Source organism: Burkholderia sp. LS-044, from assembly GCF_004803625.1.
GTDB lineage: Bacteria > Pseudomonadota > Gammaproteobacteria > Burkholderiales > Burkholderiaceae > Burkholderia > Burkholderia cepacia.
In genome coordinates, this window is record NZ_SSWO01000004.1 from 114,037 (window position 1) to 127,582 (window position 13,546).

Annotated in this window: 12 protein-coding genes, 1 tRNA gene and 1 pseudogene; 8 read left to right on the forward strand and 6 right to left on the reverse strand. The window is 66.6% G+C overall.

The window, feature by feature from the left end:
* The first annotated feature begins 29 nt into the window (after positions 1-29).
* Positions 30-1,148 carry a sn-glycerol-3-phosphate ABC transporter ATP-binding protein UgpC gene (gene ugpC, locus E9536_RS11840; RefSeq protein ID WP_021163438.1) on the forward strand — a complete coding sequence of 373 codons (1,119 nt, stop codon included), beginning with the start codon at positions 30-32 and terminating at the stop codon, positions 1,146-1,148.
* 89 nt (positions 1,149-1,237) lie between these two features.
* On the opposite strand, the gene E9536_RS11845 is transcribed toward ugpC, so the two are convergent.
* The 3 genes from E9536_RS11845 to trxB form a co-directional block, all read right to left on the reverse strand.
* Positions 1,238-1,861, reverse strand: a complete 624-nt coding sequence (locus E9536_RS11845; protein WP_027788121.1) for a trimeric intracellular cation channel family protein — start codon at positions 1,859-1,861, stop codon at positions 1,238-1,240.
* The gene (locus tag E9536_RS11850; protein WP_027788120.1) at positions 1,848-2,627 is read right to left on the reverse strand and encodes a Smr/MutS family protein; all 780 of its coding nucleotides are present in this window, start codon (positions 2,625-2,627) and stop codon (positions 1,848-1,850) included. The genes E9536_RS11845 and E9536_RS11850 overlap by 14 nt, the downstream gene beginning before the upstream one ends.
* Positions 2,628-2,763: 136 nt before the next feature.
* A complete protein-coding gene (gene trxB, locus E9536_RS11855) occupies positions 2,764-3,726 on the reverse strand; it encodes a thioredoxin-disulfide reductase (protein WP_021163435.1) in 963 nt (320 codons plus the stop codon).
* A 413-nt stretch (positions 3,727-4,139) separates the two neighbouring features.
* Between trxB and E9536_RS11860 the strand changes: the two genes are divergently transcribed.
* The 3 genes from E9536_RS11860 to E9536_RS11870 all read left to right on the forward strand — a co-directional run bounded on the left by E9536_RS11860 (position 4,140) and on the right by E9536_RS11870 (position 8,684).
* On the forward strand, positions 4,140-6,449 hold the full coding sequence (locus tag E9536_RS11860; protein WP_021163434.1) for a DNA translocase FtsK: 2,310 nt from the start codon (positions 4,140-4,142) through the stop codon (positions 6,447-6,449).
* Between the two features lie 46 nt (positions 6,450-6,495).
* Positions 6,496-7,185, forward strand: coding sequence for an outer membrane lipoprotein chaperone LolA (gene lolA, locus E9536_RS11865; RefSeq protein WP_021163433.1), 690 nt, complete (start codon positions 6,496-6,498; stop codon positions 7,183-7,185).
* Between the two features lie 188 nt (positions 7,186-7,373).
* Positions 7,374-8,684, forward strand: coding sequence for a replication-associated recombination protein A (locus tag E9536_RS11870; protein ID WP_027788118.1), 1,311 nt, complete (start codon positions 7,374-7,376; stop codon positions 8,682-8,684).
* Positions 8,685-8,723: 39 nt separating this feature from the next.
* Here E9536_RS11870 and E9536_RS11875 read toward each other — a convergent pair whose 3' ends face one another.
* Positions 8,724-8,990 (reverse strand): DUF2164 domain-containing protein, encoded by a 267-nt coding sequence (locus E9536_RS11875; protein WP_021163431.1) that lies wholly within the window; start codon positions 8,988-8,990, stop codon positions 8,724-8,726.
* 263 nt (positions 8,991-9,253) lie between these two features.
* On the opposite strand from E9536_RS11875, the gene serS reads away from it, so the two are divergent.
* The 3 genes and pseudogenes from serS to E9536_RS11890 form a co-directional block, all read left to right on the forward strand.
* Positions 9,254-10,555: a serine--tRNA ligase gene (serS, locus tag E9536_RS11880; protein WP_021163430.1), complete on the forward strand. Its 1,302-nt coding sequence runs from the start codon at positions 9,254-9,256 to the stop codon at positions 10,553-10,555.
* A 136-nt stretch (positions 10,556-10,691) separates the two neighbouring features.
* A tRNA-Ser gene (locus E9536_RS11885) sits at positions 10,692-10,782 on the forward strand.
* Positions 10,783-10,899: 117 nt separating this feature from the next.
* A pseudogene (locus E9536_RS11890) lies at positions 10,900-11,158 on the forward strand (methyl-accepting chemotaxis protein); the annotation flags it as partial.
* Here E9536_RS11890 and E9536_RS11895 read toward each other — a convergent pair.
* The gene (locus E9536_RS11895; protein ID WP_136469896.1) at positions 11,158-12,318 is read right to left on the reverse strand and encodes an alkane 1-monooxygenase; all 1,161 of its coding nucleotides are present in this window, start codon (positions 12,316-12,318) and stop codon (positions 11,158-11,160) included. The pseudogene E9536_RS11890 and the gene E9536_RS11895 overlap by 1 nt on opposite strands.
* Before the next feature lie 263 nt (positions 12,319-12,581).
* Entirely contained in the window at positions 12,582-12,737 is a 156-nt protein-coding gene (locus E9536_RS41385; RefSeq protein ID WP_168799521.1) for a hypothetical protein, read from the reverse strand.
* Between the two features lie 119 nt (positions 12,738-12,856).
* On the opposite strand from E9536_RS41385, the gene E9536_RS11900 reads away from it, so the two are divergent.
* Positions 12,857-13,498, forward strand: coding sequence for a GNAT family N-acetyltransferase (locus tag E9536_RS11900; RefSeq protein ID WP_226113008.1), 642 nt, complete (start codon positions 12,857-12,859; stop codon positions 13,496-13,498).
* Positions 13,499-13,546 lie beyond the last annotated feature (48 nt).

Consider the following 13,546-nt stretch of genomic DNA (forward strand, 5'->3'; position numbering starts at 1 on the left):
CGCGCGAGACGAGACAGAGGATTCACAGCATGGCAAGCCTTTCCATCCGTGACGTGTACAAGACCTACCCGAACGGGGTGCCGGTCCTGAAGGGTGTCGACATCGAGATCGAGGACGGACAGTTCCTGATCCTGGTCGGCGGTTCGGGCTGCGGGAAATCGACGCTGCTCAACATGATCGCCGGGCTCGAGACGGTCACGAGCGGCGAGATCTGCATCGACGGCAAGGTCGTCAACGACCTGTCGCCGAAGGATCGCGACATCGCGATGGTGTTCCAGTCTTACGCGCTGTACCCGTCGATGACGGTGCGCGAGAACATCTCGTTCGGCCTGAACATCCGCAAGGTGCCGAAGAGCGAACAGCAGCAGATCGTCGACCGCGTGTCGCAGATGCTGCAGATCCAGCACCTGCTCGACCGCAAGCCGGGCCAGCTGTCCGGCGGCCAGCGCCAGCGTGTCGCGATGGGCCGCGCGCTCGCCCGCGATCCGTCGCTGTTCCTGTTCGACGAGCCGCTGTCGAACCTCGACGCGAAGCTGCGCATCGAGATGCGCGCGGAAATCAAGCTGCTGCACCAGCGCCTCGGCACGACGATCGTCTACGTGACGCACGACCAGATCGAGGCGATGACGCTCGGCGACCGGATCGCGGTGATGAAGGACGGCGTGGTCCAGCAGTTCGGCGCGCCGCAGGAGATCTACGATTCGCCGTCGAACCTGTTCGTCGCGGGCTTCATCGGCGCGCCGCCGATGAACTTCATCAACGGCAAGCTGGTCGAGCAGGGCAGCGGGATCGCGCTCGAGATCGACACGGGCCTCGCGCGCAGCGCGCTGAACCTGCCGTTCGACGCGAAGCGGATGAACGGCCACGTCGGCCGCGAGGTGATCCTCGGGCTGCGTCCGGAGCGCATCACCGATGCGCGCAACGCACACCACGGCGAGGCGTCGAAGCTGCAGCCGATCGACGTGCGCGTCGACGTGACCGAGCCGACCGGGCCGGACACGCACGTGTTCGCACAGGTGAACGGCAAGCGGATCGTGAGCCGCGTGCATCCGGCCGCGAACCCGCAGCCGGGGCAGACGCAGTCGCTGCTGTTCGACGTGTCGAAGGCGGTGCTGTTCGATCCGGCGTCGGAAGAGCGGATCGCGTGAGGCAGCGTTCGCGCTGAACGAAGAAGGGGCCGTCTCGACGTGAGCGGCCCCTTTTGTTTCTGGCGATGCGTCCGGCGTTGCGGCGGCGCTCAGTGCGGCAGCCGCACGTCGAACTTGAAGGTCGCGAGCCGCGCGACGAGGATGAAGCCGGTCGCGAGCAGCACGCTGTACACGGAATCGAACTGCAGCCACACGAGCAGCAGGTAGAACCAGCAGCCGACGAACGCACAGGTCGCGTACGGTCGCGAATCGCGCAGGATCAGCGGGATGTCGTTGCACAGCACGTCGCGGATGATCCCGCCGACCACGCCGGTAATCACGCCCATCATCACCGCGATGAAGCGCGGCATCTCGGCATCGAGCGCGATCGCCGTGCCCGAGATGCTGAAGATCCCGAGCCCGATCGCATCGGCGACGAGCAGCAGCCGCTCGGCCGACAGCCGCGACAGCATGCGCAGCACGAACGGCGCGAACAGCGCGAGCACGAAGATCGCGATCACGTAGTCGTCGTGCACGACCCAGTAGAACGGGCGGCGCTCGAGCAGGATGTCGCGCAGCGTGCCGCCGCCGAACGCGGTGGCGAGCGCCACGACGAACGTGCCGACCGAATCGAGACGGTTCTTGCGCGCCTCGATGAAGCCCGAGATCGCAAAGGCCAGCGTGGCGATCGCCTCCAGTACCGCGATCGCGAGCGTCAGCCTAGGATGCGGCACGCGGCCCCCGGTCGGCGGGTGCCGCGAACGGCTGCAGCAGGACCAGCACCGCGCCCGCGCCGCCGTCGTGGCCGCGCGCCTCGCAGAACGCGATCACTTCTTCCTTCTGCACGAGCCACGCGCGCACCTTGCCCTTCAGCACGGGTTCCTTGCCGATCGAGCCGAGCCCCTTGCCGTGGATCACGCGCAGGCAGCGCAGCCCTTTCTTGCCGGCTTCGCGGATGAACTCGGCGAGCGCGTCGCGCGCCTCGTCGCGCCGCATCCCGTGCAGGTCGATCTGCGCCTGCACGATCCACGCGCCGCTCCTCAGCTTGCGCACGACGTCGCGGCTGATGCCGGGGCGGTGGTAATACAGCGAGTCGTCGCTGTCGAGCAGCGTCTCGGGATCGAATTCGTCGGACAGCGTCGCGTTCAGCACGGCTTCCTCGTCGCGCTGCGTCTGCTTCGGCACCGGGTCGGGCGGCGTGCGGCCGGCTGCCGCGCGCGGCGGGGCATTGAGCGGCTGGATCGCGCCGATCTCGTTGCGGAACAGGTTCGCGTCGGCTTCCGCCTTGCGCTCGGCCTTGGCCGTTTCGACGCGTTGGCGTTCGCGGCGATCGGCTTCGCCTTGCAGCGACTTGCGCAACGCGCCGAGGCCCGCGAGCCCCTGGCCGCGCAATGCGGCGGGATCGGGCGCGGGCGCCGGCGCGACGGGCGCGGGGTTCGCGGGACGGGCGGCGATCTGCCGCTTCGCGGGATCGCTCGGATGGGGCTGGTTCTTCGCCATGATTCGGTACACAGGGCAGGCGCGTTCGGGCGCGCGGGCAAAAAAAAGCCGCTGCACGGCGGCAGCGGCTTTCCGGTCGAGCCCGCTTCGCGGCAGCGGACGCCATTGTAGCGCCCGGCGCGAGCGGTCTCGCGGCTTACTTCTTGTCGTGCAGGCTTTCGAGGTAGCGCTGCGCGTCGAGTGCGGCCATGCAGCCCGTGCCCGCGCTGGTGATTGCCTGGCGGTACACGTTGTCCTGCACGTCGCCGGCGGCGAACACGCCCGGCACGCTCGTCGACGTCGCGTTGCCGTGCAGGCCGCTCTTGGTCAGGATGTAGCCGTCCTTCATCTCGAGCTGGCCCTGGAACAGGTCGGTGTTCGGCTTGTGGCCGATCGCGACGAACACGCCCTGCACGCTGAGGTCTTCCGTCGCACCGGTCTTCACGTTCTTGATGCGCAGGCCCGTGACGCCCGAATCCTCGCCCGTCACTTCGTCGAGCACGTGATCCCACTTGATCACGACGGCGCCTTCCTTTTCCTTTTCCAGCAGGCGGTCGATCAGGATCGGCTCCGCGCGGAACTTGTCGCGGCGGTGGATCACCGTGACCTTCTTCGCGATGCCCGTCAGGTAGAGCGCTTCCTCGACGGCCGTGTTGCCGCCGCCGATCACCGCGACTTCCTGGCCGCGATAGAAGAAGCCGTCGCAGGTCGCGCAGGCCGACACGCCCTTGCCCATGAAGTGTTCTTCGGACGGCAGGCCGAGATACTGCGCGGACGCGCCGGTCGCGATGATCAGCGAGTCGCACGTGTATTCGCCCGAGTCGCCGATCAGGCGGATCGGCTGCTCGTGCAGCTTCGCGGTGTGGATGTGGTCGAACACGATTTCGGTGTTGAAGCGCTCGGCGTGCTCGAGGAAGCGCGCCATCAGCTCCGGACCCTGCACGCCTTTCGCGTCTGCCGGCCAGTTTTCGACATCGGTCGTGGTCATCAGCTGGCCGCCCTGCGCGATGCCGGTGATCAGCACCGGGGACAGGTTGGCACGTGCCGCGTAGACGGCAGCCGTGTAGCCGGCGGGGCCGGAACCGAGAATCAGGACTTTGGCGTGTTTGGGCGTGGACATGTGCGAATCCGTAAAAGTCGGCTGCGGCGGGCGGGGTAGGGCTCGCCGTACGATCCGGGTTGACCGGGATGCCGTCATAGATGGGTATCAGACGCGCATTATAAAGGCCCCGTTGCTGCGTTGCCGAACGAGAGTTTCAATCGCGGCGATAGTGTCTCGCGGCGCAACGGTCGCGCATGCGGGGCGGGCGGGGCGTGGTGCCCGCCCGAGGCGGCGCGGCTGCGGGCGGCCGGCCGGACGGTGCACCGGAGTGAAAGGGCGGAAAGGGCCGCCGCGGAGAGCATGCGCCGCGCCGGCCGTACCCCGGCCCTGTTATGTAACCGTCATTTACACTTGGCGGCCCGGTGCAGCGCTTACAATATGCGGGATCGAACGACAGGCGGGCGCGCAGCCCGTCCTCTTTATACGGATTCATGGCAAAAGCTCCTTATTCCGCCCAGGCACAGGCGTTGCCGCACCGGATGTCGAAGCTCCTCACGGAGATCCGCTGGATTCTCCAGGTCGCGCTCTGCGCATTTCTGGTGATGGCCCTGCTGAGCTACAGCCGGCGCGATCCGAGCTGGACGCACGCCGCCCAGGTGGACCACATCTCGAACTGGGCCGGCCGCGTCGGCGCCTGGACGGCCGACATCATCCTGCTGCTGTTCGGCCTGTCGGCCTACTGGCTGATCGTGCCGCTCGCGCGGCGCATCGCCGTCAACTACCGCCGCATCACGCGTCACGAGGCGGTCGTGGACGAACCCGAGCGGCCGATCGGCTGGCTCACCGAAATCTTCGCGTTCGTGCTCGTCGTGCTGGCGTGCGACGGCATCGAGGCGCTGCGCATGTGGTCGCTGAAGGTGCAGTTGCCGCGCGCGCCGGGCGGCGTGATCGGCGAGGCCGTGGCGGGCGCGATGTCGCACGCGTTCGGCTTCACCGGCGGCACGCTGCTGCTGCTGATCCTGCTCGCGATCGGCCTGTCGCTGTATTTCCGCTTCTCGTGGCTGTCGGTCGCCGAGCGCGTCGGCGGTGCGATCCTGTCCGCCGTCAATGTCGCGAAGCTGCGCCGCGAGGCCGAGCGCGACCGCAAGCTCGGCGAGGCCGCGGCCGTGCGCCGCGAAGGCAAGGTCGAAGAGGAGCGCGTGCGCATCGAGGATCACGAGCCCGTGACGATCGTGCCGCCGGTCGTCACGCCGGCGAAGTCCGAGCGTGTCGAGCGCGAGCGCCAGGTGCCGCTCTTCACCGACCTGCCGGGCGATTCGACGCTGCCGCCGGTATCGCTGCTCGACCCCGCGCCGAAGGCGCAGGAGGCGATTTCGGCCGATACCCTCGAATTCACGTCGCGCCTGATCGAGAAGAAGCTGAAGGATTTCGGCGTCGAGGCGAGCGTCGTGGCCGCGTATCCGGGCCCGGTCGTCACGCGCTACGAGATCGAGCCGGCCACCGGCGTGAAGGGCAGCCAGATCGTCAACCTCGCGAAGGATCTCGCGCGCTCGCTGTCGCTCGTGTCGATCCGCGTCGTCGAGACGATTCCCGGCAAGAACTACATGGCGCTCGAGCTGCCGAACCAGCGCCGCCAGACGGTGCACCTGTCCGAGATCATCGGTTCCGAGGTGTACGCGGCCGCATCGTCGGCGCTTACGCTCAGCCTCGGCAAGGACATCGGCGGCAAGCCGGTGTGCGCGGATCTCGCGAAGATGCCGCATCTGCTGGTCGCCGGTACGACCGGCTCGGGCAAGTCGGTCGGGATCAACGCGATGATCCTGTCGCTGCTGTATAAAGCGACCGCCGAGCAGGTGCGCCTGATCCTGATCGATCCGAAGATGCTCGAAATGAGCGTCTACGAAGGCATTCCGCACCTGCTGTGCCCGGTCGTCACCGACATGCGCCAGGCCGGCCACGCGCTGAACTGGACGGTCGCGGAGATGGAGCGCCGCTACAAGCTGATGAGCAAGCTCGGCGTGCGCAACCTCGCGGGCTACAACAACAAGATCGACGAGGCCGCGAAGCGCGAGGAGAAGCTGCCGAATCCGTTCAGCCTGACGCCGGAAGATCCCGAGCCGCTCGGCCGCCTGCCGAACATCGTCGTGGTGATCGACGAGCTGGCCGACCTGATGATGGTCGTCGGCAAGAAGGTCGAGGAACTGATTGCACGGATCGCGCAGAAGGCGCGCGCGGCCGGCATCCACCTGATCCTCGCGACGCAGCGTCCGTCGGTCGACGTGATCACGGGCCTCATCAAGGCGAACGTGCCGACCCGGATCGCATTCCAGGTGTCGTCGAAGATCGACTCGCGCACGATTCTCGACCAGATGGGCGCCGAATCGCTGCTCGGGATGGGCGACATGCTGTACCTGCCGCCGGGCAGCGGGCTGCCGGTGCGCGTGCACGGCGCGTTCGTCGCCGACGACGAAGTGCACCGCGTCGTCGAGAAGCTCAAGGAGCAGGGCGAGCCGAACTACGTCGAAGGGCTGCTAGAAGGCGGCACCGCCGACGGCGACGAGGGCTCGGCCGGCGCGGGAACCGGCGAAGGCGGCGGCGAGTCTGATCCGCTGTACGACCAGGCGGTCGAGATCGTCATCAAGAACCGCCGCGCGTCGATCTCGCTCGTGCAGCGGCACCTGCGGATCGGCTATAACCGCGCGGCGCGGCTGCTCGAGCAGATGGAGCAGTCGGGGCTCGTGTCGGCGATGTCGTCGAGCGGCAACCGCGAAATTCTTGTGCCGGCGCGCGACGCGGAATGAGTCCGCGGCGTTCGCGGCGCCGGCCATCCAGGGAGAAAACCGCAATATGCAGCAACATTCGTTCGCAATGTCCCTTCGTTCGACGCGGCGCTGGCTCGGCGCGGCGCTCGCCGGCGCATCGCTGATGCTCGCGGCGACGCACGCGTTCGCGGGCGGCACCGAGCAACTGAAGGCGTTCGTGTCGCAGGTGCGTTCGGCGAAGGGCGACTTCACGCAGCAGATCGTCAAGGCGCCGGCGAAGGGCGCGAGCGCCGCGCAGGCCGTGCCGAAGCCCACCGACAATTCGAGCGGCACGTTCGTGTTCGCGCGCCCGGGCAAGTTCATCTGGACGTACCAGAAGCCGTACCAGCAGGTGCTGCAGGCCGACGGCGAGAAGCTCTACGTGTATGACCGCGACCTGAACCAGGTGACCGAGCGCAAGCTGAACGGCGCGCTGGGCGCGAGCCCGGCCGCGATCCTGTTCGGCAGCAACGATCTCGACAAGAGCTACACGCTGCGCGATGCCGGCGAGAAGGGCGGCATCGAGTGGCTCGAGATGCTGCCGAAGGCGCAGGACACGCAGTTCCAGCGGATCGGCATCGGCTTTCGCAACGGCACGCTCGCCGCGATGGAGCTGCACGACGTGTTCGGCAACGTCACGCTGCTGACGTTTACGAACATCCAGACGAATCCGCCGCTGAAGGGCGATACGTTCAAGTTCGTCGTGCCGAAGGGCGCCGACGTGATTACCGGCTGACGGCGCCGCACGCCGCTTGTTCGCAACGGGCCTGCCGGCGACGGCAGGCCCGTGTTGTTTTCGGGCGCGGGCACCGGGCGCGGGCACTGGGCGCGGGCAGCAGGCACGGCGGTGCCGTCGCGCGGCTGTCATAATGTCGGGTCCGGCGGCCGGTTCGGCCGCGACTGTTTGATGTGGAGCGAGGGTTCATGTCCGATCTGTTTCAAGTCGAGCCGCGCCGGCCGCTCGCCGAGGCGCTGCGGCCGAAGACGCTCGCCGAGGTGATCGGCCAGACGCATTTGCTGGGCGAAGGCAAGCCGCTGCGGCTCGCGTTCGAATCGGGCAAGCCGCATTCGATGATCCTGTGGGGGCCGCCCGGCGTCGGCAAGACGACGCTCGCGCGGCTCACCGCGCTCGCGTTCGACTGCGAATTCATCGCGCTGTCCGCGGTGCTCGGCGGCGTGAAGGACATCCGCGAGTCGATGGAGCAGGCGAAGGACACGCTGAACCGCACCGGCCGCCACACGATCCTGTTCGTCGACGAGATCCACCGCTTCAACAAGGGGCAGCAGGACGCGTTGCTGCCGTTCGTCGAGTCGGGGCTCGTGACCTTCATTGGTGCCACGACCGAGAACCCGAGCTTCGAGGTCAATTCGGCGTTGCTGTCGCGTGCGCAGGTGTACGTGCTGAAGTCGCTGGACGACGACGAGATGCGCCAGTTGCTGAAGCGCGCACAGGAAATCGCGCTCGACGGCCTCGCGTTCGACGACAAGGCGATCGATACGCTGGTCGGCTATGCGGACGGCGACGCGCGGCGCTTCCTGAACCTGCTCGAGCAGGCGCAGACGGCGGCCACGTCGGCGGGCGTCGCGACGATCGACGCCGATTTCGTCAGCAGCGCGATGACGCTGAACGCGCGGCGTTTCGACAAGGGCGGCGACAACTTCTACGACCAGATCTCGGCGCTGCACAAGTCGGTGCGCGGTTCGAGCCCGGACGGTGCGCTGTACTGGTTCTGCCGGATGATCGACGGCGGCGCGGATCCGAAGTACCTCGCGCGGCGGATCGTGCGGATGGCGTGGGAAGACATCGGCCTGGCCGATCCGCGCGCGCTGCAGGTGGCGAACGACGCGGCCGAAACCTACGAGCGGCTCGGCTCGCCGGAAGGCGAGCTCGCGCTCGGGCAGGCGGTGATCTATCTCGCGTGCGCGGCGAAGAGCAACGCGGGCTACAACGCGTTCAACCAGGCGATGGCGTTCGTGAAGCAGGACAAGTCGCGCGAGGTGCCCGTGCACCTGCGCAACGCGCCGACCAAGCTGATGAAGGAACTCGGCTACGGTCACGCCTATCGCTACGCGCACGACGAGCCGAATGCGTATGCGGCCGGCGAGACGTACCTGCCGGACGGGATGCGCGAACCGCGCTGGTACAAGCCCGTGCCGCGCGGGCTCGAATCGAAGATCGCCGACAAGCTCGCGTGGCTGCGCGAACTCGATCGCGAAGCCGGCAAGAAGGACTGACGGCGCGGCCCGGGCTGGCCGGCATGCTTGTGGCTCGCGTCAGCGCTTGCGTGCCGGCTGCTTCTTCCAGTAGTCGAACGGCTCCTGATGGCATTCGATGTCGAGTTCGGCGATGCGCGTGTGCAGGCTCGACTGCGCGTCGGCGATCGCGAGGTTGTAGATCACCGGGCCGATCTCCTCGACGAAGAAATGCAGCAGCGCGCCGGCCTGGATATTGCCGATCGGCTCATCCATGTTTTCTGTGAAATAGCGTTGCAGTGACGCGATCGCGCGGTCGCGTATTTCCTTGTCCAGTTCGATGGCCATCGGGTTCCTTGGGGTGCTGTGACGTGGGGCGGGCGCCTTGCTCGATGCGCCGCCGCGGGCCCGCGCGGGCGTTTCGCGATCCGCGGCGCTTCGATGCCGCGCGATTTCGCGGGTGCCGACGGGCGGGCCGGCAACGCGATACTGCCATGGCCATCGCGCCACGGTCATCGCCCGTTTGCAGCATAGTCCGTCCGTCCAGTGCCTTGGCGGCCCTGCGGTGCGTTAGAATTCCCGTCTTACACAACGATTCTCCAAGTCCTCCCATGCTCGACATCCAGTTGCTGCGCAAAGACCTCGACGGCGTCGCGAAGCGCCTCGCCGATCGCGGCTACACCCTCGACATCGCCGCGTTCTCCGCCCTCGAAGCGGAACGCCGCGCGATCCAGACCCGCACCGAAGAGCTCCAGGCGCGCCGCAACAGCCTGTCGAAGCAGATCGGTGCGATGAAGGGCAAGGGCGAGGACACGTCGGCCGTGATGGCCGAGGTCGGCGGGATCGGCGACGAAATGAAGGCGGGGGAAGCCAAGCTCGGCGACATCCAGGCGCGCCTGTCCGACCTGATGCTCGGTATGCCGAACGTCGCGCATGAAAGCGTGCCGGTCGGCAAGGACGAAGCCGACAACGTCGAGGTGCGCCGCTGGGGCACGCCGCGCCAGTTCGACTTCGAGGTGAAGGATCACGTCGACGTCGGCACGCCGCTCGGCCTCGATTTCGAGACCGGCGCAAAGCTCGCCGGCGCGCGCTTCACGATGCTGCGCGGCTCGATCGCGCGCCTGCACCGCGCGCTCGCGCAGTTCATGATCGACACGCATACGCAGCAGCACGGCTACACCGAAGCGTATACGCCGTACATCGTGAACCCCGAGATCCTGTACGGTACGGGCCAGTTGCCGAAGTTCGCGGACGACATGTTCCGCGTCGAGAAGGGCGGCGAGGAGAACAAGGTCACGCAATACCTGATCTCCACGTCGGAAATCTCGCTGACGAACACCGTGCGCGAGTCGATCGTCGAAGGCTCCGCGCTGCCGATCAAGCTGACCGCGCATTCGCCGTGCTTCCGCTCGGAAGCCGGTTCGTATGGCCGCGACACGCGCGGGATGATCCGCCAGCACCAGTTCGACAAGGTCGAGATGGTGCAGGTCGTCGCGCCGGATGCGTCGTACGCGGCGCTCGACGAGATGGTCGGCCATGCGGAAGCGATCCTGCAGAAGCTCGGCCTGCCGTACCGCGTGATCACGCTGTGCACGGGCGACATGGGCTTCTCGGCCGCGAAGACGTTCGACCTCGAAGTGTGGCTGCCTGCGCAGAACACCTATCGCGAGATCTCGAGTTGCTCGAACACCGAGGCGTTCCAGGCGCGCCGGATGCAAGCGCGTTTCCGCAACGCACAGGGCAAGCCGGAACTCGTGCATACGCTCAACGGTTCGGGCCTTGCGGTCGGCCGCACGCTCGTCGCGGTGCTGGAGAACTACCAGAACGCGGACGGCTCGGTCACGGTGCCGGAAGTGCTGCGTCCGTACATGGGCGGCATCGAGCGTATCGACGCGCCGGCACAGGCGTCGTAGGGTCGCGCGCCGGCGATCGCTTCAAGCCCTCGCAAAAAAATTTGCAAAAAGGGCTTGTGAGATTCGAAGAGATCGTTCTATAATCTTTTCTTTCGCGGAAACGACCAAACGCGAAATGCAGTAAAGCAGCAAGGAAGGAGAGGTGGCAGAGTGGTCGAATGTACCTGACTCGAAATCAGGCGTACGGTTTCCCCGTACCGTGGGTTCGAATCCCACCCTCTCCGCCAAAATACGAAGCCCCTTGATCCGGAAGGATCAAGGGGCTTTTCGTTTTGGGCTTGCTAAATCGTGTGTCGCAAGGCGTTGCGGTGGCAACAGCATCGACCATCGATGCATCGGAATGTGTCGATGCGATAGCGACCGTGTTCCATACGTCTTGCTGCGCAGTGGGCAGCGTCGGCAGTTCAGCCTGTCCGGATCGCGGGGACGCGTGTCGCCGCCGCGAAGGAGATCAAGGGGCTCATCGAGCAGTCGACGCAGCGGGTTGACGAAGGCGCCGTGCTGATCGGCCGCGCGGGCGAGTCGATTCACGAGATCGTCGATGCGGTGCAGCGCGTCACGACGATCGTCGGCGAGATCTCGTCCGCGTCGCAGGAGCAGAGTCAAACTGTGGCCGGATATTGCGCGAGCACCCGGGCGCGGATCGACGGCTTGATGTTCGATTGCGCCATGTTGCCGCCGTAGTGCGCGACCACCCGCGGGTTCATCACGCGATACCAGAGCGGCGGCACGTACGCGAACAGGATCATCGTCGCGTAGCCGGCCGGCAGTTGCGGCGAATCGTCGAAGTGGCGCAGCGCCTGATACGAGCGCGTCGGATTCGCGTGATGGTCGGCGTGCCGCTGCAACTGGTACAGGAACAGGTTGGTGACGACGTGATTGCTGTTCCACGAATGCTGCGGCGTGCAGCGTTCGTAGCGACCGTTCGGCAGCTTGCGGCGGCCGAGCCCGTAGTGCTCGACGTAGTTCACGACTTCGAGCAGCGACGCGCCGTAGACGGCCTGGATCACGAGGAACGGGATCACGACCTTGCCGGCCAGCACGATCGCGATGCCCCACACGACGACGGTCATCGCCCATGCGTGCAGCACCTCGTTGCGCCAGGTCCACGGCGAATGCCCGAGCCGTTCGAGGCGGGTCTTCTCGAGCCGCCACGCGGAGCGGATGCTGCCGGTCACGGTGCGCGGCAGGAAGGCCCAGAACGATTCGCCGTAGCGCGCGCTCGCCGGATCCTCGGCCGTCGCGACACGCACATGGTGGCCGCGATTGTGCTCGACGTAGAAATGGCCGTATGCGACCGGCGCGAGCGTGATCTTCGCGAGCCAGCGCTCGAAGCGGTCGGTCTTGTGCCCGAGTTCATGCGCGGTATTGATCGAGATGCCCGTCGCGGCGCCGAGCGATAGCGCGAAGCCGACATAGTCGTACCAGGCGAGCGCGTGCGTGCCGACGATCCATACGCATGCGAAGAACGCGACGTATTCGACGAGGGTCGCGAGATAGACGATCAGCCGGTAGTAGCGCTCCCGTTCGAGGTGCGGCACCACGGCCTCGGGCGGATTGTCGCGATCGTCGCCGATCAGCGTGTCGAGGATCGGGATCACGCCGAATGCGAACAGGGGGCCGAACCACCAGAACACGTGCAGGCCCGTCGACAGCGCGAGCTGGGCGGCGAGAATCGGCAGCGTGATCGTCAGTGCGCCGAGCAGCCACAGGTAACGCTTGCCATCCGACCAGCCCGAAGCCGATCCGTCGGTCATTGCCATTGTCTCCCTCCTGCCGGCCGGCCCGAAGGCGGCCGCCTGTACGGTTGTTCGAATTCTCGTTGGCCCGCGACGCACGCGCGGTTGAACCGGATCGTCGTCCGGTTCTGCCTGTTATACGACCCATGCGCACGCTTGCCAAACTCCGGCACTAGGCGTGCGGCTCCAAACGGCGGCGCGCGTGCGGCGCAGGCAGGGAAAGGCCCGCGCACGCCGATTGAAACATGCGGGAATGACCGGATCGGCCCGCGCGGGCGGCAGGTTTGTCAGACGGATGGCGTGCCGTGACGAGGATTGGCGTCGACGCTGCAGGTTCGCAACAAATGTTGCGTCGCAATATGCGGAGCGGGATGATGACCCATGCCGCTTGCTTCGGCGTTACCAATATTACGGATCATTACGCCCTTCATGATGAAATTCACGGGGCCCGACCTGCGACTGCCTCTTGCCGCAAGGCGACTGCTGCCAGGCGTCGAATGAAGCCGTCACGGAGGTCATCCGGTTGCCGCGTCGATGCGCCGATGCTGCACCTGCACACGGGCTGGCCGCATGGCCGCCCGCAGTGCCTGCCGCCTTTCGATTCGCGCTGCCATTTGAAAATTACGATTTGACTCATGCCCCGCTTTCGGTTGAAGCTAGTAGCTTGCTGTCCGAAGGGGGCTGTGCCTGCATGAGTTCGACCTTGACCGTTCGTCGTATCGTTGCCGACCAGGGCGGCGTGTATCGCGAACTCCGCGCTGCATCGCTGCGCGAGCCCTACGCGCCCGGCGAAGCGCCGGAGGCCGAATTGCTGAACGTCGAAACGGACGCAGCGTCGGCGATTGCCGCGCAGCGCGCCGTGTCCGACGAGTCGACGACTTTCCTGCTGTATACCGAAGGCCATCCGGCCGGCATGATCGGCGCGTATTTCGACAATACGCCCGATCGGCGTGCGTTCGTCAGCGAGCTGTGGGTCGCGCACGCGGTGCGCCATCTGCGCGGCGGCGTGCTGCTGCTGGAGACGGCCACCGCCTGGCTCGCCGAGCGCGGCGCCCAGGACGTCTACGCGTGGATTGCCGATGCGAACCGCAACGCGATCCGCTTCTACGAGCGCGCGGGTTTCGGCAACACCGGCGAACACGCGCCGATCGCGCGGATGCCCGGCGCGATGAAATCGCTGTACGTGTCGCAGGTGAAGCACTGACGCGACGTCAGAACGCGGGCCGCGCGGCGCGATGAAGGTCCGGTCGCC